This window comes from Herbiconiux sp. (assembly GCF_023264895.1).
Taxonomy (GTDB): domain Bacteria; phylum Actinomycetota; class Actinomycetes; order Actinomycetales; family Microbacteriaceae; genus Herbiconiux.
In genome coordinates this window covers 1-21,981 of record NZ_JAHFUY010000079.1, presented here as the reverse complement: position 1 = coordinate 21,981, position 21,981 = coordinate 1, and the positions used below count along the sequence as shown (strand labels likewise).

Below are 21,981 nucleotides of genomic sequence, written 5' to 3'. Positions count from 1 at the left end.
GGGGGCGGTGCTCGCCAGCACTCCGTGGTGGCTGAGGCTGCGCGGGGCGGCGGTGGCGCTCGTGCCCGCGGACCTCTCGCTCGGCAGCCTCGATGCTTCCACGCCGACCAGGGCCGACGTCGCCCGCGCCGACGTCGCCCGCGCCGACGTCACCCCCGCCCGCGACCTCGTCGCCTCCGCCGTGCTCGGGTCTCCCCAGGCGCTCGAGCAGGTGCCGCACGCGCTCGAGCGGATGCTCCGCCTCGCCGGAGCGGTGCCGCCCGGCCGGCTGGCGTGGGAGGACGACCCGTCGGGCACCTCCCGGGCTGCGCGCTGGCGCGAGCAGCTCGTCGACGACCCCGCGGGCGACGCGCTGCCCACCGTGGTGAGCTACCTCCGCCACCGCGGTCACTGGGAGCGTGCGGCCCGCGAGCTCGGCGTGCACCGCAACTCGGTGCGCAACCGCATCGCCGCGGTCTCCGAGCGCCTCGACCTCGACCTCGACGACGCCGACGTGGCGGCCGAGCTCTGGCTCGCCCTCCGCGAGGCGGGGCTGTTGGGCAGCCCGACCGCGCCCTAGCCCCCAGCGCGAGCCGCCTGGCGCTCAGCGCGAGCCGCCCGGCGCTCAGCGCGAGCCGCCCGGCGCCGCCGTTTCCGGTCCAGAAGCGCAAACGTGCCGGCATCCGAGCCGCATATCGACCCGGAGGCCACCAGGTTTGCCGTTCCGAACGCGACCCCCACCCGACGAGCGTCCCGAGCCGTCCCGAGTCGAGTCGAGTCGCGCCGAGCCGAGCCGAGCCGAGCCGAGCCGGGCGGGCCGAACCGTGCCGGGCTCGAGCCGCCCGGCGCCAAGCTCGAGCCGCCTGGCGCCGCCGTTTCCCGTTCAGAACGCCAAACCTGCGGGCATCCGAGCCGCATATCGAACCGGATACCAGCAGGTTTGGCGTTCTCGACGCGAACTCGACCGGAGGAGCGTTCTCAGCCGGGCCCCGCCCCCGCCTACCGTCCCCCGAGCCACTCCCGCAGCGCGCGGTCGTGCTGCCCCAGCGCCGGCGGCGCGCTCCGCGGCGCCTCGAACGCCGGCTCCCACTGCAGCGGGCTCCGCACCTGCCGCCCCGTCTCGGTGCCCTCCGCGTCGACGACGCCCACCGTCGGCGAGAGCCCCAGCCGTTCCGCGAGCTCGAGTCCCTCCGCGATCGTGCGCACCCGCCCGGCGGGCACCTTCGCGGCGGTGAGCACCTCCTCCCACTCGGCCGAGGTGCGCCCTGCGAGCGCCCGCTCGAGCTCGGGCACGAGCTCCGCACGGTGGCGCACACGCACGGGGTTGCTCGCGAACCGCGGATCCGTCGCGAGATCCGGAACCCCCAGGCACGCGGTCAGCCGCGCGAACTGCCCGTCGTTGCCGCAGGCCACCGCCAGCAGCCCGTCCGAGCACCGCAGCGCCTCATACGGGCTGATCGACGGGTGCACGTTGCCGAGCCGGCGCGGCTCCGCTCCCGCTCCGAGCACCGCCTGCGCCTGGTTCGCGAGCGCGCCCTGCAGGCTCGAGAGGAGGTTGACCTCGATCCGGGCTCCCCGGCCCGACCGGTCGCGGGCGTAGAGGGCGGCGAGGATGCCGGCCACCGCATCCTTCGCCGTCAGCACGTCGACCACGGCGACCCCGACCTTCTGCGGATCGCCGCCGGCCTCTCCCGTGATGTGCATCAGCCCGCCCATGGCCTGCACCATGAAGTCGTAGCCGAGCATCCCCGATCCGGCCGCCGAGCCGAAGCCCGAGATCGAGACGTAGACGACCCGGGGATTCACCGCCGAGACCGTCTCGTAGGACAGGCCGAAGGCGGCCATACCACCCGGCCGGAAGTTCTCGATCACCACGTCGGCACGGGCCACGAGCGTGCGGGCGAGCTCGAGATCGGCCGCGTCGGCGAGGTCGAGCGTCATCGACTCCTTGTTGCGGTTGACGCCCTCGAAGTAGGTCGATCCGGTGGCCGAGAAGGGCGGGCCCCAGGAGCGCGTGTCGTCGCCGGAGGGGCTCTCGACCTTGATCACGCGGGCCCCGAGGTCGCCGAGCGTCATGGTGGCGAGGGGCCCCGCGAGCACGCGGGAGAAGTCGGCGACGAGCACGCCGGCGAGCGGAGGGGTGGTGGTGCCGGGCTGATGCATGGGGAGGTCTCCTGGGGTCGAGGTGGGGCTACAGGGGAATTTACATGGTCGAAACAGAAGGCGTTGTGCATCCGCCGACTTCATGAGAACGTTGTCACACCACAACGTAGGAACGTTCTCACACGAACCTCTCACGGACTGTCCGCACCGTCGCACACACTCGAGGAACTGCTCTCATGTCGTCATCCCTGGCCCTCCGGCCCATCGAATCCGATCTCGTCGCCGTTCTTCGCGGCGCCACCTCCCAGCGGGGTCTCACCCAGGAGATCGCCGCCGAGGCCGTGCGTCGCGGCATCACCCGCGTGGTCTTCACGGGCGTGGGCGGCTCCTGGGCCTCCGGCGTGCCGGCCAACGTGCTGCTCGGCTCGCTCCCCACCCCGTTCTCCTCCGAGAACATCAACGCCACCGAGCTCACCTCCCTCTACCTGCCCTCGATCGACGAGAAGACGCTCGTGATCGCGGCCTCCCACTCCGGCGGCACCCCCGAGACCGTCGCGGCCGCCGAGGCCGCCGCCGCCCGGGGCGCCTTCGTGGTCTCGCTCGCCCGCGACGCCGACAACGCGCTCGGTCGCGCCGCCGCGTTCCACCTCGTCTACGGCAGCGACCGCACCATCACGAGCGCCAAGTACGTGCTGCTCACCGAGCTCTCCTACTCGCTGCTCGAGGCCTTCGATGTCGAGGCCGACATCGCCGGCGCCCGGGCCGCCCTCGACGCCATCCCCGAGGCCACGCTCGTCGCCCTCGAGGCCTACGACTCCAAGCTCTCGTCGATCGCCGCCGCCTACAGCCCGAGCGACAACCTCTACGTGCTCGGCGCCGGCCCCATGGTGGGCCTCGCCTACATGCTCTCGGTCTGCTACCTCGTCGAGATGCAGTGGAAGAAGTCGACCTACTTCACCGCCGCCGACTTCTTCCACGGCCCGTTCGAGATGGCGCAGAACGACCAGCCGTTCATCCTCATCGCCGGCGCCGACGGCACGCGCGGCCACATCGACCGCGTGCGCACCTTCCTCGACCGCTACAACGACACCTACGAGGTCATCGACGTCGACGAGCTCCAGCTCGACGGCATCTCCCCCGAGCAGCGCGGGGCCGTCGGCCACATCCCCATGGCCTCCGTGGTGATGCGGCTCGCCGACCACTTCGAGGCGGTCTCCGGCCACGACCTCGACACCCGTCTGTACATGCACAAGGTCGAGTACTAGGCCGTCATGCGGGTCGGAACCGTCGGTGACAACGTGGTGGACCGCTACCACGGCACCGGGATGATGTACCCCGGCGGGGGTGCGGCCAACATGGCCGTGCACGCGCGCCGCTTCGGCTGCGAGGCGCTCTACCTCGGCGTGATCGGCTCCGATGCCGCCGGTGCGCTCGTGGCGGGCTCGCTCACCGAGGAGGGCGTCTCGCTCGAGCTGTGCCGGCGGCCCGATGAGGCCAACGCGATCACGGATGTCTCGATCAGCCCCACGGGCAACCGTGTGTTCACGTCGTTCACCACGAGCACGACCCTCATCGTGCTGGCGGAGACCGACCGCGCGCGGCTGGCCGGGAGCGACTGGCTCTACACGAACTACTCCAGCGGCACCGAGGGCCTCGTGCCCGAGCTCGCCGGCCTCGCGCCCCTCGTCTTCGACTTCTCGTACAAGGACGAGGAGTACGCGGCAACCCTGCTGCCCCACATCGAGGCGGCGGCCTTCAGCCGGGATACGCTCTCGGACGAAGAGGCCGTCGCCCTCATCCGCCGGGTGCAGGATGCCGGCCCCTCGATCGTGGTCGTCACCCGCGGCGCCCGCGGAGCCATCGTCGCCCGGGGCGGCGACGTGCACTTCGAGCCCGCCGACCGGATCACCCCGGTCGACACCCTGGGTGCCGGAGACGCGTTCCTCGCCCGGTTCGTCTGCGGACTCGGGCACGACGAGAGCCTCGCCACCGCCGCCAGGGCGGCGACCATGTGGGCGAGCGCCGTCTGCCTGCACCACGGGGCGTTCGGCCACGCCGCGCCCATCGCCCATGACCGGGAGGAAACCATCGATGTCTGAATCCGAAACCGCATCCGCCGCCGTGCCGGCGCTCAAGGTGACCGGTGTCACCAAGAGCTACCGGCACGTGCAGGCCCTCCGCGGCGTCGACCTCGAGGTGCGGCCCGCCGAGGTGCACGCGCTCCTCGGCGACAACGGGGCCGGCAAGTCGACGCTCATGAAGATCCTCGCCGGGGCCGTCTCGCACGACCAGGGCACGATCGAGGTCAACGGCGTCGAGCAGAGCTTCGCCAAGCCCGCCGACGCGCAGGCCGCGGGCATCGAGACGGTCTACCAGGATCTCGCGCTCGCGCCGAGCCTCAGCCCGGGCGAGAACCTCTTCCTCGGTCGCGAGATCATGCGCAAGGGATTCCTCGGAAGGCTCGGCTTCGTCGACCGGAAGGCGATGAGCGACGCCGCCGTGCAGCAGCTGCAGCAGCTCGGCGCGCGCACGCCCACGAGCCACGTGGAGGTCGAGGCGCTCTCGGGCGGCCAGCGTCAGGCGGTCGCCGTGGCGCGGGCCTCGCTCTGGGGCACCGCGCTCATCATGCTCGACGAGCCGACCGCGGCCCTCGGCGTGGCCCAGACCACCTCGGTGCTCGATCTCATCCGGCGGCTCCGCGACGAGCGCGGCCTCTCGGTGCTGCTCGTCTCGCACAACCTCCCCGACGTCTTCGCCGTCGCCGACCGGGCCACGGTGCTGCGGCTCGGCGAGAACGTGCTGACGACCGACATCGCCGACGTCACCTCCACCGACCTCATCTCGGCCATGACCGGCGGCCGCATCACCCCGAAGGACCCGTCATGACCACGACCGCCGACGAGAAGCGCCTCAACCCGCTCGTCAAGATCGCCCAGTCGCGCCGCCTGCAGAGCCTCACCATCCTCGGCCTGTTCGTGGTGATCTTCGCGGTCTTCGCGATCCTCTCGCCCTCTTCGTTCCTCTCCCAGACGAACCTCGAGGGGATCGGCCTCTCGGCCTCCCAGGTGCTCATCCTGGGTGCCGGTGTGACCTTCCTCCTCATCGCGGGCGGCCTCGACCTCTCGGTCGGCGCCATCATCGTGTTCTCGGCCGTCGTGGCCGCGAAGATCATGGCGGGCGCGACCGCCGGCCTGGAAGGCGCAGACCGGATGGGCTGGCCGCTCTGGGGTCCGGTCATCGGGGGAGCGCTCGCCGGAATCGTGGTCGGGACCCTGTGGGGCGTCTTCAACGGAACGGTCATCGTGAAGACCGGCATCCCGCCGTTCATCGCGACGCTCGCGAGCATGACCGTCATCCTCGGTCTCGCCCAGGTGTGGACCAACGGTCTCAACGTGAGCGGCGCGCCCTCCGAGCTGCAGACCGTGTTCGGGCTCGGCCGGATGTTCGGCATCGTGCCCTGGCCCATCGTCATCGCGGCCGTCGTGGTGATCGTGCTCTGGATCGTGCTCGCCAACACCCGGTTCGGGCTGCGGCTGTACGCCATCGGCGCGAACCCGGAGTCGGCGCGGCGGGCGGGCATCAACGTCGGCCGCTACACGGTGGCGGTCTACGCCCTCGTCGGTGCGCTGGCCGGTCTGGTGGCCGTGATCGACGTGGCCAGATTCACGACCGCCACGGTCAACGGCTACTCCGCCATCGCCCTCAACGTCATCACGGCGGTCGTCATCGGCGGCACGAGCCTCTGGGGCGGGCGCGGCGGCATGGGCGGCACGATCATCGGATCGCTCATCCCCGCCACCCTCACGAGCGGCTTCGTCATCCTCGGCCTCCAGCCGTTCTGGCAGAACGTGGCCGTCGGCATCGTGCTGCTGCTCGCGGTGGCCGTCGACCAGTACCGGCGCCGCAAGCTCAGCGCCCAGTAGCCCATCAGCACCACCCACTCAACAGCAACGAAAGGTAGCGCCATGAAGAAAACCGCATTCGCGGTCGCCGGTCTCGCCGTCACCGCACTGGCCCTCGCCGGCTGCAGCTCGAGCTCGACGACGTCGTCGACCGATGCCGCCGGCGACGAGCCGCTGAAGATCGTCATGCTCCTGAACGACCAGTTCGACCCCTACTACCTCACGCTCGTGACGGGCGCCGAGGAGAAGGCCGAGGAGCTCGGCATCGACTTCTCGTGGCAGGCCCCCACCACGCTCGACGTGGCGTCGCAGACCCAGCTGCTGCAGTCGGTCGCGTCCACCCAGCCCGACGGCATCATCATGTCGGCGCTCGACGCGGATGCGATGGTCGCGCCGATGAAGGCCGTCATGGACTCCGGCATCCCGATCGTCACGGTCGACTCCGACGTCAACGACGAGAGCGCGCGCCTCGGCACCGTCAAGTCCGACGGCAAGGTCGCGGGCGAGCAGGCCGCCGAGTACGTCGAGGAGCTCCTCGGCGGCGAGGGCACCGTGGGCTACGTGGGCTACACGCCCGGCATCCAGAGCGTCGACGTGCGGCTCGAGGGCTGGACCGAGACCCTCGCCGGGTTCTCCGGCATCGAGAACGCGGGCGACGAGTACGCCGGTGCCGATGTGGCCGAGAACGTCGAGAAGACCTCGGCGCTGCTCTCCCGCGAGACCGAGCTCGACGCCATCTTCGCCTCCTGGACGAACGCCGCCATCGGCGCCGCCCAGGGCGTGCAGCAGGCGGGCCGCGACGTGGCCGTGATCGGCGTCGACGCCGCCCCCGACGAGGTCGACCTGCTCGAGCGCGGCCTCATCAACGCCCTCGTGGTGCAGAAGCCCTACGACATGGGCGGCATCGCGGTCGAGGAGCTCGCCGGCTACATCCTGGACGGCGAGGAGCCCGAGAGCGAGACGCTCCTGGACGCCGTGATCGCCACGAAGGACAACATGGACGACCCCGAGGTCAGCAAGTACTTCTACACGACGCCCGACGAGAATTGAGACAGACCGCAATGACAGCACGACTGGGGATCGACGTCGGGGGAACCTTCACCGACGTGGTCGTCTTCGAAGAGTCCGGCCGGACCGTGGTGGAGAAGGTGCCGAGCACCCCGCACGACGCGTCCATCGGCATCCTGAACGGCATCGAGCAGATCAAGCGCACCCGGGGTGTGGACGTGTCGGCGCTCAGCGTCTTCGCCCACGGCTCGACGGTGGCCACGAACGCGCTGCTGGAGTCCAAGCTCCCGCGCACGGCCCTCGTGGTGACCGAGGGCTTCCGCGACGTGCTCGAGATCGGCACGCAGATGCGTCCCGACCTCTTCAACCTCGCCGCGCCCAAGGTGAAGCCCTACGTGCCGCGCAAGCTCGTGTTCGAGGCCGCCGAGCGCGTCGACCGGCTGGGCGGGGTCGTCACCCCGCTCTCGGACGAGTCGATCGCCTCGGTGGTCGAGAGCGTGAAGGCATCCGGAGTCGAGGCAGTGGGCATCGCCCTGCTCTTCAGCTTCCGCAACGCCGAGCACGAGCAGCGCATCGCCGACGCGCTCCGGGAGGCGATCCCGGGCCTGTCGGTCGCCATCTCGAGCGCCGTCGCGCCCGAGATCAAGGAGTACCAGCGGGCCAGCACGACCGTCGTCTCGGCGGCGCTGCAGCCCCTTGTGGCGCGCTACATGGCGGGCATCCTCGACGGGCTGCAGGATGTCGGGGTCACCGCCCCGATGTTCGTGATGCAGTCCAACGGCGGCACCATGACGGCCGAGGAGGCCTCGGTCAACGCGCACCGCATGGTGCTCTCGGGCCCGGCCGCCGGCGTTCTCGCCGCCACCCGGGTGGCCGAGCAGCCCGAGTACGCCGACCTCATCACGTTCGACATGGGCGGCACCTCCACCGACATCGCGCTCATCGCCGAGGGCCGCGCAGCCCTCGAGCGCGAGACCGAGTTCGAGGGCCGGCCTCTGCTCGTGCCGCAGTTCGCCATCCACACCATCGGATCCGGCGGCGGCTCGCTCGCCAGGGTCGACGAGTCCGGCGCGCTGCGGGTGGGCCCCGAGAGCGCCGGCGCGGTGCCCGGCCCCGCCTGCTACGGGCGCGGCGGCACGCGGCCGACCACGACCGACGCGCAGCTCGTGCTCGGCCGGATCGACCCGAAGCGCTTCCTCGGCGGCGAGATGGATCTCGACATCGAGGCGGCGCGCGAGGCCATCCGCGTGCACGTGGCCGAGCCGCTCGGCATGGAGCTCGCCGAGGCGGCCGCCGGCATCCTCGAGGTCGCCGACGCCGTCATGGCGCGCGGCGCCCGCGTGGTGAGCGTCAACCGCGGGCACGACCCGCGCGACTTCCACCTGCTGCCCTTCGGCGGTGCCGGCCCCATGCACGCCCTCAGCGTCGGCGCGATCGTCGATGTGGCCGGGGTCATCGTGCCGCTGAACCCGGGCACCTTCTCGGCGGTCGGGCTCTCGGGCTCCGACGTGAAGTACGACTTCTTCACCCTCGTCGACGTGGGCATGGAGAGCACCTCGGCCGCCGAGGTCGAGGCCATCTGCGCCGGGCTCATCGTGGAGGCCGAGGAGCGCCTCGCCTCCGCGGGCGTGCAGAGCACGACGCACCTCCGGGTGGCGCGGTTCCGCTACGCCTGGCAGGACAACGACGTGGAGGTCGTGATCGGCGACGCCCCGATCGACGACGCGGCGCTCGAGGACGCGGTGGCCCGCTTCCACGAGCGGCACCTGTTCGAGTTCGGGCACAGCGACGCCTCCGAGAAGGTCGAGCTCTACTCGATCGGGATCGAGGCCGTCGGCACCCTGCAGCGGCCCGAGACCGGGACGGCCGGCGCCGCGCCGGCCGCATCCGCGACGCCCGACTCGAGTCGGCCGGTCTACTTCCGTGAGACCGGGTGGAACGACACCCCCGTCTACGAGCGCGAGAACCTCGCGCCCGGCGCCGTCTTCCAGGGCCCCGCGATCGTCGAGGAGCGCGAGGCGACCACGGTGGTCACCCCGAACGTCTCCGGCGTCGTCGACCCGGGCGGCAACCTCGTCCTCACCTACAACAAGGAGGTCTCCGCGTGAGCACCCTCGCCACGGCCGCCCCGGTCTCGACCCCGCCGGAGCGCCGCACCGATCCCATCACCACCGAGGTCGTGCGGAACGCCCTCGAGACCATCGCCGAGGAGATGGGCAATGCGCTCCGTCGCACCGCCCTGAGCGTCGTGGTCAAGGACATGCGCGACTACTCCTGCGCCGTCTTCGACGCGGAGGGCCGCATGGTCGCCGCGGCCCTCGACATCCCGACGCTCCTGGCGTCGATGGCGCCGGCGCTGCAGGCGTGCATCGAGAAGTGGGGCGACGACATCCACCCGGGTGACGTGTTCCTCAACAACCACCCCTACATGGGTGCGTGCCAGACAAACGACATGAACATGTTCGTGCCGGTCTTCGACGCCGAGGAGACCCTCATCGGGTTCACGGGCGTCATCGCGCACCACGCCGACTGGGGCGGGCGGATCGCGGGCACCGCGGCCGCGCAGTCCGAGTCGGCCTACGAGGAGGGCGTGCTGCTGCCCGCTCTCAAGTACGAGGTGCGGGGCGTGCGCGAGCAGAACCTGCACGACATCATCACGGCCAACGTGCGGCATCCCTCGCAGAACCTCGGTGACCTGCGGGCGCAGATCGCCGCCGGCCGCTCGGGTGCCAGACGCTTCTCGGAGCTCGCCGCGAAGTACGGCTCGCCCGTGCTCGCCGACGCCATCGCCGACCTGTTCGACAGCACGGCCTACCGCACCTCGCGTGAGATCGGCAAGCTGGCCGACGGTCGCTACGAGGCCGAGGGCTGGCTCGACAACGACGGCATCCGGCTGAACGAGCCCGTGCTCATGCGGGTGGCCGTGATCGTCGAGGGCGAGTCGATCACGTTCGACTTCACCGGCAGCGCGCCGCAGATGGCGGGCGGCATGAACATCCCGAACTCCACGCTGCGCTCGGTGGTGCACTACTCGGTGAAGTGCCTCATGCCGCCCGACGTCTCGTTCAACGAGGGCTCGCTCGCGCCCGTGTCGATCATCGCGCCCGAGGGCACCGCGGTGAACCCGGCGTTCCCCGCGGCGGTCGGCGACCGGCACCTCGCCTCGCAGCGGCTCGCCTCGATCGTCACGAAGGCTCTGGCCTTCGCGGCTCCGGATCGGGCGAGCGCCGAGTGGTTCGTGGGCTGGCCCGTGCTCGTCTGCGAGTCGCGCTCGCCGAAGTCGGGCGACGGCGCCGTGCTGCTCGCGAACGTCGCGGGCGGTGCCGGTGGCAACCGGTTCCGTGACGGGTCGAACGCCATGGACGTGCACATGGGCAACTGCGCGCTGATCCCTGCCGAGATCATCGAGACCAGCTACGAGCTGCGGGTCGAGCGCTACGAGCTCATCACCGACTCGGGTGGAGCGGGAGCGCAGCGCGGTGGGCTCGGAATCCGGGCCGACTACCGGAACGTCTCGGAGAAGCCGCTGCACTTCCTGTCGGAGGCGGAGCAGACGAATCCGGCGTTCCCGCCCAACGGCCTGCACGGCGGGGACTCGGGCGCGGTCGCGTCGTTGCACCTCATCGATGCCGACGGGGTGGAGCACGCTCTGCGGTCGAAGGGCAAGGGTGTGGCGCAGTCCGGCGAGGTCGTGAGCCTGCGGGCCGGTGGCGGCGGTGGGTTCGGGCCGGTGGCGGATCGGCCGGTCGAGGCGGTGGAGGCCGACCTGCGGGCGGGGTTCATCTCGCCGTCGGCGGCGGTGGCCGAGTACGGGTTCGATGCGGGGCGGGCTGCTGAGGTCGCCGGTGCTGGTGCCGTGGCGGCGGAGACCGTGCGGTGACCTCGGGGCTCGGTGAGCTGTGGCACGTCGGGATCGTCGTGGATGATCTCGACGCCACGGCGCGCGAGCTCGGGGCGACGCTCGGGCACTCCTTCACCTCGGTGCAGGAGCAGGAGGTGACGGTCGTGCTCGGCGATCGCGCCGCCGATTCCTGTGTGCTCGAGACCACGCGGGTGCGGTGGGCGGCGACGTCGGGGGAGTCGCCCGACTGGGAGCTCATCCAGGCGGGGTCGGGCCTCTGGTCGACCGAGCGCTCGCGCGGTCAGGCGCTGCATCACCTGGCCTACTGGAGCGACGACCTCGAGGGCGACATCGCGCGTCTCTGCGGCCAGGGCTACGAGCTCGAGGCCAGTGGTGACGATGTGGAGGGACGCATCCGCTTCGCGTACCTGATCGCGCCCGGTGGCATCCGGCTCGAGCTGGGTGCGCGGCACACGCAGCAGGCCTGGGACGAGTGGGTGTCGGGCCGCGACTATGGGCTCGGGATCGCGTGAGCGGCGGGTCAGGTCCGGTGCCGGCGCCAGGGTCGGTGCCGGTGTCGCTCGGCCCGGTCGGGCACATCGCGTTCGTGACCGACGACTTCGAGGGCACGCTCGCGGCGTTCGAGGCGGCGGGGGTGCGGTGGAGCAGCGTCACCCGGCCGGTCGCCCGGCTGCAGACGCCGGATGGCCGGGTGGGTGAGCATCCGGTGTCGTATGCGGCGGCGGCCGGTGGGGAGCCGCGGATCAAGGTGGTCTCGGTCGCATCCGGGAGCATCTTCGTGCCGGTCGTGGCGCCCTCGTGCGGGCCGGCGGTGCATCACCTCAGCTACTGGGTGGCCGAGATCGAGGGGGTCACCGCAGCGCTCGTGGGTGCGGGGTGGGTGGTGGAGGCGACCGGACTCGATCCTGATGGGTCGGTGCGCTACCGGTACCTCGTGCATCCGCTCGCCGGGCGCATCGAGCTGGGGCTCGAGGCGAATCGTGCCGAGTTCGACGCGTGGGCGGATGCGCCGGGCTGACCGGGCCGTCGCCCAGCTGCGGGGCTGATCCGGATCGCGCGTGGCCCGGGCCCGGCTGGTCAGACCTGCTGCACCGCGCGGATCGATTCGCGTTCGATGAAGCGGGTGTCGAGGAGGATCTCCTCGCCCGGGGTGGTGCGGATGCCGTCGAGGCGGTCGAGGAGCACGTCGGCGGCGCGGCTGCCGAGGGCGTAGACGGGCTGTTCGATGACGGAGACGGCGGGTTGGACGAGGGTGGTCCAGTCGAGGTTGTCGAAGGCGATGAACGAGAGGTCGTCCGGAACCCGGAGGCCGTGGTCGCGGATCGCTCCGTAGGCTCCCACGGAGGTGGTGTTGTCGACGGTGACCACGGCGGTCATGCCGGTCTCGTCGCGCTGTTCGAGCAGGCGGGTGGTGGCGCGGCGGGCGGAGTCGACTGAGGTGGCGCCGGTGCGGGCGACGAGGGCGGGGTCGATGGGGATGTCGTGCTCGCGGTGTGCGCGGAGGTAACCGAGCAGTCGGCGGGAGCTCGGGTTGAGTTCGCGGCGCTCGGAGTGGTCGAGGTCGCCGAGCAGTGACTGCCAGTCGGCCTCGCGTTCGATCCGCAGCTCGGTGACGATGCCGATGTGGCGGTGGCCGGCGTCGAGCAGTCGGCCCACGGCATCCGTCATGGCGCTCACGTCGTCGACGGTCACGGAGTCGGTGTCGAGGGCGGAGCTCGAGCGGTCGAGCAGCACGAGGGCCCGTTCGGGGGTCTGCAGGGCGGCGAGGTGGTCGACCTGGCGCACGTCGGCGGGGGAGACGATCACGCCGTCGACGTGGCGGTCGCGGAGCAGTGCGACGGCGTCGCGTTCGGAGGCGACGTCCTCGTCGGTGTTGACGATCAGGATGTCGTAGCCGCGGCCCTTCGCCACGTCGCTGATGCCGCGGAGGGCCTCGGCGAAGAAGGGGCTGCTGAGGTCGGCGCAGACCACGCCGATGGTCTTGGTCTTGCCCGTGATCATGCTGCGGGCGAGCGGATTGGCCCGGTAGCCGAGTTCTTCGGCGGCGGCGCGCACCTTCTCGCGGGTGGTCTCGGCGATGCGGCCGTAGTTGCCGAGGGCGCGTGCGGTGGTCGACGTGGAGAAGCCTGCCAGTCGGGCCACGTCGTGCAACGTGGGCTGCTTCCTCACGTCACTCACGAGATAACGTTACCGCAGGGGCGCGGCGGGTGGGCAGGCGGTTGGGCTGGTGCTTGGGCTTGTGCGGCAGGGGCCAGTGTCGGTGGCTGCTGGTTGAATAAACCTCATGAAGACGACGTTCGGATCACCTCCCGGGACTGCCCTGGATGCGCTCGAGCGTGCGATCTCGGATGAGGTCGCGGGCTTCGCTCGGGATGATCGGAAGATCGCGAGGCTGCAGGCCCGGCAGGCGCGGCGGTTGGCCCGGGCGGTCGGCCTGGCGGAGACTCGGGCGGAGTTGCTGCAGGGTGGGCTGACGCCGAAGGCCCGCGAGTGGGCGCGCCGTTCATTGCGGGCCGAGGTGGCGTGCGCTACCCGGCGTTCCGAAGGTGCGGTTTCACGTCTGATCGCGGATGCCGAGGTGCTGGTGGCGGACTTGCCTTCGACGCTCGCCGCGCTCGAGGCGGGTGAGGTCTCCTACGCTCATGCTCGTTCCGTGGTGGTGCATGCGGGCTCGCTCCCGCTGGAGGCGCGCGGTTCGTTCGAGCAGGCGGTCCTGCCGCAGGCGCGGGAGAAGAACCTGGCCCGCTTCGACGACGCAGCTCGGCGTCTGCGCGAGGTGCATCACCCCGAGTCGATCTCTCGTCGTGCAGTGCTGGCGCGAGAGGAGCGTGCGGTGTGGCTGGATGCGGAGCGGGATGGCATGGCGACCCTCCACCACCACCTGCCGGCGGTGGATGCGCTGGCGATCCACGACGTGATCGACCAGGCGGCCCGCGCCGCACGGGGCGACGCGGAGCCGCGGACGCAGGCGCAGCTGCGTTCGGACATCCTCGCCGACCGCATCCTCGGCCGCACCGATGGCCTGGCCGGTTTCACCCCGAGCGTGATCGTGACGGTGCCGGCAGTGGTGCTGGCCGGGTGCGAATCGGCACCCACGACGCCGACCACGTCCACCCCACCCACATCCACCCCAGCCGCGTCCACCCCACCCACGTCCACCCCACCCACCTGCGCCCCGCCCACTTCCAACCCGCCCACTTCCGTCCCGTCCACTTCCACCCCGGGTGATCCGCTCGCCGAGTTGCACGGCTACGGCCCCATCGACCCCACTACCGCGCGACGGATCGCGGCTACTGCTCCCACCTTCCTCCGCGTGCTCACCCATCCGGTGACGGGTGAGGTCGTCGAGGTGGCCGGACGGTACCGCATCCCGACCGCGTTGCGAGAGGTGCTGGTGGTCGCGGACGAGCACTGCCGGTTCCCCGGGTGCGGCCGCCGGGCGGCGAGGTGCGAGCTCGATCACACCGTGGACTGGGCGCATGGAGGCCGCAGCGTCGCTTCGAACCTCGCCCACCTCTGCACGAGCCACCACCACCTCAAGCACGACGGCGGCTGGCAGGTGACCCGCCCACCCGACACCCACCCCGCATCCCGAACACTCGAATGGCGATCACCCCTCGGGGCCACCTATCGCACCAGCCCGGCCACCGAGCACCATCCGCAACCCGCGGTTCGCTCCACCGACCCGCCGCCATTCTGAGCACCGCCAACCGAACTCGATCAGACGCCCGACGACGCTCCCTCCACGCGATCTGCCATTGCCTGCTCGCCACGATCACCGGCCCGCTCGCAATCCGGTACGCCGCCCTGACGAATCTGTCTGGGCGATCCCTCGCAACCCACCCACATCGTCGTGGGCAAGCGCGAAGCGCGCGGCAGCCCGGCACCTCGACCGCAGACGCCGGGGTCGACCGTCAGGCTGGCGGCTCCGCACACGCCCGCCGAGCCGCCTCGATCGCAGCCTCGAGCGACGCGACCCGCTGCACCGTCAGCGTCGGCAGCCACAGCACCTCGAACCCGTCGCCGTCACGACTGACGTAGCTGAGGAGCCGGCGGGAGTCGTCCGCCGGGATCCGTCGATCGCACAGCCTCCACTCGCCATCGCACAACGGCACGACCTCGACCGCCGACGCCGTCTGCTCGGCCGTCATTCGGTCTGCCGTCGTCCGCTCGGCCGTCGTCCGCTCGGCCGTCATCCGCTCTGACGTCATCCGTTCGGCAGTCGTCCGCTCGGTCGCCCGCTCGGCAGCCGTCCGTTCTGCCATCGCCCGCTCGGCAGTCGCCGTTGCCGTTGCCGTTGGCGTGACCGTCGCGTTCCTCCCGCCCGACGCGGTCGTGTTCCGCCCGACGGTCGCCGAGGTCGCCGCAGTCGCCGGGGCCGCCGCAGTCGCCGCGGTCACCCTGCGCACGTTCTTCATCGCGCATCCACCTCCTTCATCGCGCCCCCACCTCTGCCGCACGGCGCACCGCCGCCCGGATCCCACCGCGGAACGGCTCACCGTGCCCCGGCAGCACCACCCCCGCCTCCGTCTCCTCCAGCCGCCGGAGCGACCCGATCGCCAACGCCGAATCGGCCGTCGCCGCCCCCGCGACGATCCGCGGTCCCTCCTCACCCGTGTAGGGATCCAGGGTCACGAGCGCATCACCCGAGATCAGCACTCCCCGATCGGGCAGATGCAGCGCACAGTGCCCGAACGTGTGCCCCGGAGTCTCGATCACCACGGGCCGCCCCGGCACATCGACCTCCCCGGCCGTCAGCACCGACGCCCCGTCCATACCTTTCACGCGCAGCGCCCCCGCCGCAGCCATCGCTCCGAGCACCGGCAGCGCCCGCGGATAGCGCAGCGGATACAGCACCCGAGGCCGCTCGTGCAGGTAGCTGTAGGGGTGCCGGAGCAGATACTCGTCGTTCGGATGCACGTGCACCACACAGCCGAGCTCCTCCTGCAGGCGCCGCGCCGCCCCGATGTGATCGAAGTGCGCGTGCGTGAGCACGAGCGCCGCGACGTCCGACGGACGACGCCCGATCACCTCGAGAGCGGCCATCAGGTAGGGGTGCACCGCCGGCAGGCCCGCATCGACGAGCGTCACCTCGTCGCCCTCCTCGATCAGGTAGCAGTTCACGTGCGCGTGCTCCAGCCAGTGCACCCCGGGCGCCACGGAACGGGTGAGCCGGGCCCGGTGCCGACCCAGTGGCCGGCCCAGTTGCCGGCCCGGCTGCCGACCCGGCCGGCGCTGTGATGCTGTCATGCAGGTCACGGTATGCGGAGCCGCAGATGTCGCAGGAGGGTTGACTTCCGGCGTTCCGACGCTCTCGAGCCCCCCATGTCGCTGACCATTCCGCTCGCCCGGAGTGGCCGTCATTGTCGTTCACCCGCTGCCGCCGTCAAGCCCTTGGCGCCCGCGTTCCGTTCGGGCGACGGTGGGGCGCACGGGATGCACGAACCCACGACACAACGGATCACGGCGAGGAGGCGCTCATGAACACGGAGCTGACGGCCGGGCACATCGCTCAGCTCACCACCGACCAGGGCGCCCGCCCCGACCCCGGCACCCACCCCAGCGCCGGCCCCGACCCCGCCCCCCGTGCCGCCACCCAACCCACCGTCGCCGACGACCGATGGCCACTCCTCGCAGTCGACGTCACCCGCACGAGCAGCCACGAACGCGTGTGCTTCCACGTCTCCGAGATCGCACCGGCCGCCTACGTGGGCCCGATCGTGCTCGGCGTCGACCTGCTCGAGAGCCGCACCGGAAGCATCCTCGCCCTCGTGGTTCGCTTCGTCCCCGGATCCTGCACGGTGCGCACCATGGCCGACGGCCGCGCCACCGAGCACCCCGACGCCGTCGTCGAGTTCCTCGGCCACACCGTGGTCGTGGAGCTGCGTCTGCCGGCACGGTGGGGATCCGGGCGCGCAGCCGTGGGCTTCGCTGATCGACGGCGTCCCGCTGCAGGTCGACGTGCCGGTCGCGATCGCACCGCTCGCCGATGACGAGCCGCAGCCCGCCCGGTCGACCGAGCACGCCTGAGACGCGGCACCCAGCCCGAACGCGGCACCCCGCCCGAACGCGGCACCCAGCCCGAGCGCGGATCCGGCGCCGCACCTGACCGCCCCGAGCGTCAGCGTCAGCGTCCCGCCCTCCCCGCCTCGTGCGACACGTACTCCTCCAGCAGCACCCGGGCCCGCTCCCCGCTCGCCCCCTCGGCCTCGAGCCCCGACCGCATGCTCGCGAGCTTCGACTCGCCCTGCGGGAACGGCGCCAGGAGCGGCACCGACGCATCCGTCATGATCTCGAGCACCACCGGGCGATCGGCCTCGAGCGCCGCCTTCCAGGCCCCAGCGAGCTCGCGCGGGTCGTCGACCCGCAGCCCCTTCAGGCCGAGCAGCTCGGCGTAGCCCGCGAACGGGAACCGCGGCAGCGCCTGACTCCGGTCGAACCGCGGCGCACCCTCCATCTCGCGCTGCTCCCACGTGACCTCGGCGAGATCGCCGTTGTTCAGCACGCACACGATGAAACGCGGATCCGCCCACTCCGTCCACTCCCGGCTCACCGTCACGAGCTCCGCGTTGCCGAGCATCTGCATCCCGCCATCGCCCGCCAGCACGATCACGGGCCGCTCCGGATCGGCGAGCTTCGCCGCGAACCCGTAGGGCACACCGCAGCCCATCGACGCCAGCGTGCCGGAGACGTGCGCCGAGACCCCCTCGGGCAGGTGCAGCTGCCGCGCGTACCAGTAGACGACGCTGCCGACGTCGAGCGCGATCGCGGCATCACCGGGCAGCAGCGGATCCAGCGCCCGGAGGGCGGCCTCCGGATTGATCGGCAGGGCAGCGACCCCGGCCCGGGCCGCACTGATGCGCTCCCAGTCGCTCACGGCCGCTTCGACCCTGCTGCGCCAGGCGGTGCGCGGCGCATCCGGAAGCCGGTCGAGCAGCGCCGAGAGCGTCGGCCCCGCATCGCCGACGAGACCGACCTCGATCGGGTAGCGGTCACCGATCACCCGGCCGTCGAGGTCGATCTGCACCGCCCTGGCCTGCCCCGCCTCCGGATAGAACTCGGTCCACGGATCGTGGGACCCCACGATGAGCAGTCCGTCGCACTCGGCCAGCAGCGCCGCGCTCGCGGTGGTGCCCAGATGCCCCATGGTGCCGGCCACGAACGGCAGCCGCTCGTCGGCGTAGGGCTTGCCGAGGAGGCTCGTGACGATGCCGGCACCCAGCCGCTCGGCCACCGCGACCACCTCGGCGCGGGCCCGACGAGCACCCTGGCCCACGAACACGACGGGTCGCTCGCACGCGGCCAGCAGGGCGGCGGCGTCGTCGAGGTCGTCGCTCGCGGGAACCACGACCGCCTGCCGGTACTCTGCGGCCGTCTGCACGATGCCGTGCTCGTGGGGGAGCTCGGGCACCTCGGCCTTCTGCACGTCGTGCGGCACGATGACCACGGCGGGCGAGCGGGTGGCCAGCGCAGCCCGGAAAGCTCGGTCGATGACGAGCGGGATCTGCTCGGGCGTCTGCACCTCCTGCAGGAACTCGGCGGCGACGTCGGCGAAGAGCACCCGCAGGTTCACCTCCTGCATGTAGCCCGAGCCGAGCACGGAGCGGTTCTGCTGCCCGATCACGGCGACGACCGGCACGTGGTCGAGCTTCGCGTCGTAGAGCCCGTTGAGCAGGTGGATGGCACCCGGCCCCTGCGTCGAGGTCACCACCCCCACCCGCCCCGTGTACTTGGCGTGCCCGACCGCCATGAAGGCCGCGGCCTCCTCGTGACGGGCCTGCACGAACTCCGGGGAGCCCGCTCGCGCGAGCGCCTCGATGAAGCCGTTCACACCGTCTCCGCTGTAGCCGAAGATGCGGTCGACGCCCCAGCGGCCGAGCCGCTCGACGATGGCGTCGGACACGGTGCGGGGTGAATCGGTCGCGGATGATCCGGGGCCGGATGCGCTGCTGTCTGTCTCGCTCATGCATCCACTGAGCACCGGCTCCCCGGATCCGGGACGGGGCTTGACACCCGCCGCGTCGCCGGGCCGCCCGGCGAGGCCCTGCGGCCCGGCTGCCCCTACAGCTCCGAGCCGGCCACCGCGAACGTGTCGCACGCCCCCGCGCCCGACGCGAGGCCCGTCTCGAACCATCGCTGCCGCGACTCGCTCGATCCGTGGGTCCACGACTCCGGATTCACGCTGCCCGACTGCGCCTGGATGCGGTCGTCACCGATCGCCGACGCGGCGCTGAGAGCATCGGCGATCTGCGCCTGCGAGACAGGTTCGAGGAACACGACGCCGTTCTCGTCCTCGATCGTCGACGCCGCCCCCACCCACGCTCCCGCGAAGCAGTCGGCCTGCAGCTCGGTGCGCACCGAGTCCGAGTCGGGCCCCGTGTCGGAGTGGTCGATCGAGCCGAGCACCCCGGAGAGCTGCTGGATGTGGTGACCCCACTCGTGCGCCACCACGTACATCTCCGAGAGCGTGCCGCCGCTCGCACCGAAGCGGGAGCGCAGCTCGTCGAAGAAGGAGGTGTCGAGGTAGATGGTCTCGTCCAAGGGGCAGTAGAAGGGGCCGGTCGCGCTCGAGGCCTGGCCGCAGCCGGTGCCCGTCGACTGCGGGAACAGCACGAAGTCGGTGGGCGAGCGATACGAGAGACCGAGCTTCGGTGCCTCCTCGGCCCAGTAGACGTCGAGCGAGGTGGCTGCGCCCACCATGAGGCACTCCACGTTCTCGTTCGCGTCCTCACCCGTCTGGCAGTCGAGCGCCTCCTCCGACTGCGAGCTCTGGCCACCGCCTCCGCCGCCGAGCAGACCGGCGAAGCCCGACAGGTCGACCCCCACGAGCTGCGACAGCAGCACGAGCCCCACCACGACCACGGCGCTGCCGCCACCGATGGCGGCGTTCCGCCCCCTTTTCGAGACCTTGCCCGAGTCGATCTTGGAGCCGCGGTTGAACGTCATGACCGCGAACCTACTCCTGCGGGAGGGCTCACCGATCCCGGACCCGTGAATGCCAGGTGAGCGGATGCGCCCACGGCGCTACCATCGGAGCACCGGCGACACCCGGCGACGCCGGCAGACGAGGAGGCGGCATGAGCACGGCACATCCGGATGCGACGCGAGGCTCGCTCCGCATCGGCACGCTGCAGAGCGGCGAAGGCACCGACCCCGCCGAGCTGCTGGCCGCCAAGTTCAACCGGCACACGTTCTGGTGCGGCCAGAGCGGATCGGGCAAGACCTATGCCCTCGGCGTCGTGCTCGAGCAGCTGCTCATCGAGACCGAGCTGCCGATGCTCGTGTTCGACCCCAACGCCGACTTCGTGCGCCTGGCCGAGCTCCGCACCGCGGCTCCGGATACGCCCGGGCGCGACGCGGAGCGCGGTGCGCTGGCGGCGCGCGACATCCGCATCCTCCGCCCCACGCCCTGGGATGGTGCGCCTGCGATCAGCGCCCCCGCGACCAGCACTCCTGCGACCGGCACACCTGCGACCAGCACCCCCACGGCCAGCACCCACGCGGCCGGCACCCCAGCGCCCTCCACCACACCCCTCCGCGCCCGCTTCGTCGAGCTCTCCACCCGCTCGAAGGCCGCCGTGCTCGGCATCGATCCGCTCCGCGACCGCCTCGAGTACAACGCGCTCCTGCGCCTCGAGGGCGAGCTCTCGAGCTCGGACGCCTACGAGATCGCCGCCCACCTGCAGGACAGCGAGAACCCCGCCGCCCGCGATCTCGCCCTCCGGATCGAGAACCTCCAGATCATGGACTGGGAGGTCTGGGCCGGTGAGGACGAGGCGGTCACCGACCTCCTCGCCGCCCCCGAGCGCCCCGACGCGACCGTGCTCGACATCGGCGGCTTCGCGCATCCCGACGAATACCTCGTGGTGGCGCTCGCCGTGCTCGAGCACGTCTGGCAGCGTCGCGAGGAGCGCCGCCCCCTGCTGATCGTGATCGACGAGGCGCACAACCTCTGCGCTCCCGAGCAGGACTCGCCGCTCGGAGCCGCCGTGCGCGACCGCCTCGTGCAGATCGCCGCGGAGGGCCGCAAGTTCGGCCTCTGGCTGCTGCTGTCGACCCAGCGCCCGTCGCGCGTGCACCCGTCGATCCTGTCGCAGTGCGACAACCTCGCCCTCATGAAGATGAGCTCGCCGGTCGATCTGGACGAGCTCGCGAAGGTCTTCGGCTACGCACCGCCCGAACTGCTCGAGCGCGCACCACTCTTCCGGCAGGGCGAGGCGCTCTTCGCCGGAGGCTTCGCCGGCTCGCCCTCGGTGGTGCGCATGGGGGAGCGCCTGACGCCCGAGGGTGGGGTCGATGTGCCGATCCCGGTCAGACGCACGTAGCGTGCTTTTGTATACAGAACGGCGCACTGAAGCTTGATCCGCGAGCGCATCCGAGCTAACCTGACCTCAATGTATACAGAGCGGATACGATGATGGCACGGGCGAGCGACACCGCCTACGCCGCCCTCCGCGGTGAGATCATCGCCTGGCAGCTTTCTCCCGGGGCCGTGCTGGCCGAGGTCGAGCTCTCGCAGCGGCTCGGCATCTCGCGCACCCCCGTGCGGGAGGCCCTGGCCCGACTCGTGGCCGACGGCCTCGTCGAGCCTCTCGGTGGTCGCGGTCTCGTGGTCACGGCCGTGTCGGCCGAGAACGTCGTCGAGCTGTTCGAGCTCCGCCAGGCCCTCGAGGCCCAGGCCTCCTCGCTCGCCGCCGAGCGCCGTGATCCGGCACCGTTCCTCGCCCTGCAGGACGAGCTGCGCGAGGTGCCCGCCCTGCTGGCCGACCCCGATCCGGCCCACCGTTCCTACTACGAGCTCGTGGCCCGCTTCGACGACGCCGTCGACGTCGCGGTGCGCAATCCGTTCCTCGTGCAGGCGCTCACGGGCGTGCGCACGCACCTCGCCCGCATCCGCCGCCTCTCCCGCGACAATCCCGCGCGCCTGCTCGAGGCCGCTCGCGAGCACCTGCTGATCGTCGACGCGATCATCGACGGCGACGCCCGACTGGCTGCCGACGCCACCCGGGTGCACCTGCACCGGAGCCTCCGCTCCACGCTGGACTCGCTGACGCTGGCCCCGGATCTCGCAACCACCACGACCCCCGACACCCACACGACCCCCGACCCCACCACGACCCCCGACCC

At 71.5% G+C, this 21,981-nt stretch carries 20 protein-coding genes; 14 read left to right on the top strand and 6 right to left on the bottom strand.

All coding sequences use genetic code 11. The features are described from left to right. The coding region (locus Q0D57_RS14435) for a helix-turn-helix domain-containing protein (RefSeq protein WP_291045274.1) at positions 1-559 on the top strand (559 nt) is incomplete at its 5' end. A 419-nt stretch (positions 560-978) separates the two neighbouring features. Here Q0D57_RS14435 and Q0D57_RS14430 read toward each other — a convergent pair. Continuing rightward, positions 979-2,142 carry a CoA transferase gene (locus Q0D57_RS14430; RefSeq protein WP_291045273.1) on the bottom strand — a complete coding sequence of 388 codons (1,164 nt, stop codon included), beginning with the start codon at positions 2,140-2,142 and terminating at the stop codon, positions 979-981. A 176-nt stretch (positions 2,143-2,318) separates the two neighbouring features. Here Q0D57_RS14430 and Q0D57_RS14425 point away from each other — a divergent pair, with 176 nt between their 5' ends. From Q0D57_RS14425 to Q0D57_RS14385, 9 genes are read left to right on the top strand one after another with little or no spacing between them, the layout of a single operon-like run. Continuing rightward, the gene (locus Q0D57_RS14425) at positions 2,319-3,347 is read left to right on the top strand and encodes an SIS domain-containing protein (protein ID WP_291045270.1); all 1,029 of its coding nucleotides are present in this window, start codon (positions 2,319-2,321) and stop codon (positions 3,345-3,347) included. A gap of 6 nt (positions 3,348-3,353) precedes the next feature. Further along, positions 3,354-4,181, top strand: a complete 828-nt coding sequence (locus Q0D57_RS14420; RefSeq protein WP_291045268.1) for a PfkB family carbohydrate kinase — start codon at positions 3,354-3,356, stop codon at positions 4,179-4,181. Beyond that, entirely contained in the window at positions 4,174-4,968 is a 795-nt protein-coding gene (locus Q0D57_RS14415) for an ATP-binding cassette domain-containing protein (RefSeq protein ID WP_291045266.1), read from the top strand. Before Q0D57_RS14420 ends, Q0D57_RS14415 begins: the two co-directional genes overlap by 8 nt. Further along, positions 4,965-6,005, top strand: a complete 1,041-nt coding sequence (locus Q0D57_RS14410; protein ID WP_291045264.1) for an ABC transporter permease — start codon at positions 4,965-4,967, stop codon at positions 6,003-6,005. Before Q0D57_RS14415 ends, Q0D57_RS14410 begins: the two co-directional genes overlap by 4 nt. Positions 6,006-6,047: 42 nt before the next feature. Continuing rightward, entirely contained in the window at positions 6,048-7,034 is a 987-nt protein-coding gene (locus tag Q0D57_RS14405; protein WP_291045262.1) for a substrate-binding domain-containing protein, read from the top strand. A gap of 11 nt (positions 7,035-7,045) precedes the next feature. Beyond that, the gene (locus Q0D57_RS14400) at positions 7,046-9,100 is read left to right on the top strand and encodes a hydantoinase/oxoprolinase family protein (RefSeq protein WP_291045260.1); all 2,055 of its coding nucleotides are present in this window, start codon (positions 7,046-7,048) and stop codon (positions 9,098-9,100) included. After that, a complete protein-coding gene (locus Q0D57_RS14395) occupies positions 9,097-10,872 on the top strand; it encodes a hydantoinase B/oxoprolinase family protein (RefSeq protein WP_291045258.1) in 1,776 nt (591 codons plus the stop codon). Before Q0D57_RS14400 ends, Q0D57_RS14395 begins: the two co-directional genes overlap by 4 nt. Then, a complete protein-coding gene (locus Q0D57_RS14390; protein WP_291045256.1) occupies positions 10,869-11,366 on the top strand; it encodes a VOC family protein in 498 nt (165 codons plus the stop codon). The genes Q0D57_RS14395 and Q0D57_RS14390 overlap by 4 nt, the downstream gene beginning before the upstream one ends. 41 nt (positions 11,367-11,407) lie before the next feature. After that, the gene (locus tag Q0D57_RS14385) at positions 11,408-11,872 is read left to right on the top strand and encodes a VOC family protein (protein WP_291045252.1); all 465 of its coding nucleotides are present in this window, start codon (positions 11,408-11,410) and stop codon (positions 11,870-11,872) included. A gap of 59 nt (positions 11,873-11,931) precedes the next feature. Here Q0D57_RS14385 and Q0D57_RS14380 read toward each other — a convergent pair whose 3' ends face one another. After that, complete coding sequence (locus Q0D57_RS14380; protein WP_291045247.1) at positions 11,932-13,032, bottom strand: LacI family DNA-binding transcriptional regulator; 1,101 nt, start codon at positions 13,030-13,032, stop codon at positions 11,932-11,934. A gap of 106 nt (positions 13,033-13,138) precedes the next feature. Here Q0D57_RS14380 and Q0D57_RS14375 point away from each other — a divergent pair, with 106 nt between their 5' ends. After that, positions 13,139-14,554 (top strand): HNH endonuclease signature motif containing protein, encoded by a 1,416-nt coding sequence (locus Q0D57_RS14375; protein WP_291045245.1) that lies wholly within the window; start codon positions 13,139-13,141, stop codon positions 14,552-14,554. A gap of 214 nt (positions 14,555-14,768) precedes the next feature. Here Q0D57_RS14375 and Q0D57_RS14370 read toward each other — a convergent pair whose 3' ends face one another. After that, complete coding sequence (locus Q0D57_RS14370) at positions 14,769-15,272, bottom strand: hypothetical protein (protein WP_291045243.1); 504 nt, start codon at positions 15,270-15,272, stop codon at positions 14,769-14,771. Positions 15,273-15,288: 16 nt separating this feature from the next. After that, complete coding sequence (locus Q0D57_RS14365; RefSeq protein WP_291045238.1) at positions 15,289-16,104, bottom strand: MBL fold metallo-hydrolase; 816 nt, start codon at positions 16,102-16,104, stop codon at positions 15,289-15,291. A 230-nt stretch (positions 16,105-16,334) separates the two neighbouring features. Here Q0D57_RS14365 and Q0D57_RS14360 point away from each other — a divergent pair, with 230 nt between their 5' ends. Beyond that, positions 16,335-16,847 carry a hypothetical protein gene (locus Q0D57_RS14360; RefSeq protein ID WP_291045234.1) on the top strand — a complete coding sequence of 171 codons (513 nt, stop codon included), beginning with the start codon at positions 16,335-16,337 and terminating at the stop codon, positions 16,845-16,847. A 134-nt stretch (positions 16,848-16,981) separates the two neighbouring features. Here the strand turns inward: Q0D57_RS14360 and Q0D57_RS14355 are convergent, their stop codons facing one another. Both Q0D57_RS14355 and Q0D57_RS14350 read right to left on the bottom strand, forming a co-directional pair. Beyond that, positions 16,982-18,820 (bottom strand): thiamine pyrophosphate-requiring protein, encoded by a 1,839-nt coding sequence (locus Q0D57_RS14355; RefSeq protein WP_291045233.1) that lies wholly within the window; start codon positions 18,818-18,820, stop codon positions 16,982-16,984. Positions 18,821-18,915: 95 nt separating this feature from the next. Continuing rightward, the gene (locus tag Q0D57_RS14350; protein ID WP_291045232.1) at positions 18,916-19,800 is read right to left on the bottom strand and encodes a neutral zinc metallopeptidase; all 885 of its coding nucleotides are present in this window, start codon (positions 19,798-19,800) and stop codon (positions 18,916-18,918) included. A gap of 131 nt (positions 19,801-19,931) precedes the next feature. On the opposite strand from Q0D57_RS14350, the gene Q0D57_RS14345 reads away from it, so the two are divergent. After that, the gene (locus tag Q0D57_RS14345) at positions 19,932-21,179 is read left to right on the top strand and encodes an ATP-binding protein (RefSeq protein ID WP_291045231.1); all 1,248 of its coding nucleotides are present in this window, start codon (positions 19,932-19,934) and stop codon (positions 21,177-21,179) included. Positions 21,180-21,271: 92 nt separating this feature from the next. After that, a partial coding sequence (locus Q0D57_RS14340; protein WP_366518630.1) for a GntR family transcriptional regulator occupies positions 21,272-21,981 on the top strand: 710 nt, incomplete at its 3' end.

Bases quoted from the DNA above. Each gene is read 5' to 3' on its own strand.
- Q0D57_RS14400 (WP_291045260.1), top strand. From the start codon at position 7,046: ATGACAGCACGACTGGGGATCGACGTCGGGGGAACCTTCACCGACGTG.
- Q0D57_RS14350 (WP_291045232.1), bottom strand. From the start codon at position 19,800: ATGACGTTCAACCGCGGCTCCAAGATCGACTCGGGCAAGGTCTCGAAA.
- Q0D57_RS14345 (WP_291045231.1), top strand. From the start codon at position 19,932: ATGAGCACGGCACATCCGGATGCGACGCGAGGCTCGCTCCGCATCGGC.
- Q0D57_RS14405 (WP_291045262.1), top strand. From the start codon at position 6,048: ATGAAGAAAACCGCATTCGCGGTCGCCGGTCTCGCCGTCACCGCACTG.
- Q0D57_RS14415 (WP_291045266.1), top strand. From the start codon at position 4,174: ATGTCTGAATCCGAAACCGCATCCGCCGCCGTGCCGGCGCTCAAGGTG.
- Q0D57_RS14365 (WP_291045238.1), bottom strand. From the start codon at position 16,104: ATGACAGCATCACAGCGCCGGCCGGGTCGGCAGCCGGGCCGGCAACTG.
- Q0D57_RS14430 (WP_291045273.1), bottom strand. From the start codon at position 2,142: ATGCATCAGCCCGGCACCACCACCCCTCCGCTCGCCGGCGTGCTCGTC.
- Q0D57_RS14360 (WP_291045234.1), top strand. From the start codon at position 16,335: ATGAACACGGAGCTGACGGCCGGGCACATCGCTCAGCTCACCACCGAC.
- Q0D57_RS14410 (WP_291045264.1), top strand. From the start codon at position 4,965: ATGACCACGACCGCCGACGAGAAGCGCCTCAACCCGCTCGTCAAGATC.
- Q0D57_RS14355 (WP_291045233.1), bottom strand. From the start codon at position 18,820: ATGAGCGAGACAGACAGCAGCGCATCCGGCCCCGGATCATCCGCGACC.
- Q0D57_RS14420 (WP_291045268.1), top strand. From the start codon at position 3,354: ATGCGGGTCGGAACCGTCGGTGACAACGTGGTGGACCGCTACCACGGC.
- Q0D57_RS14370 (WP_291045243.1), bottom strand. From the start codon at position 15,272: ATGAAGAACGTGCGCAGGGTGACCGCGGCGACTGCGGCGGCCCCGGCG.
- Q0D57_RS14375 (WP_291045245.1), top strand. From the start codon at position 13,139: ATGAAGACGACGTTCGGATCACCTCCCGGGACTGCCCTGGATGCGCTC.
- Q0D57_RS14425 (WP_291045270.1), top strand. From the start codon at position 2,319: ATGTCGTCATCCCTGGCCCTCCGGCCCATCGAATCCGATCTCGTCGCC.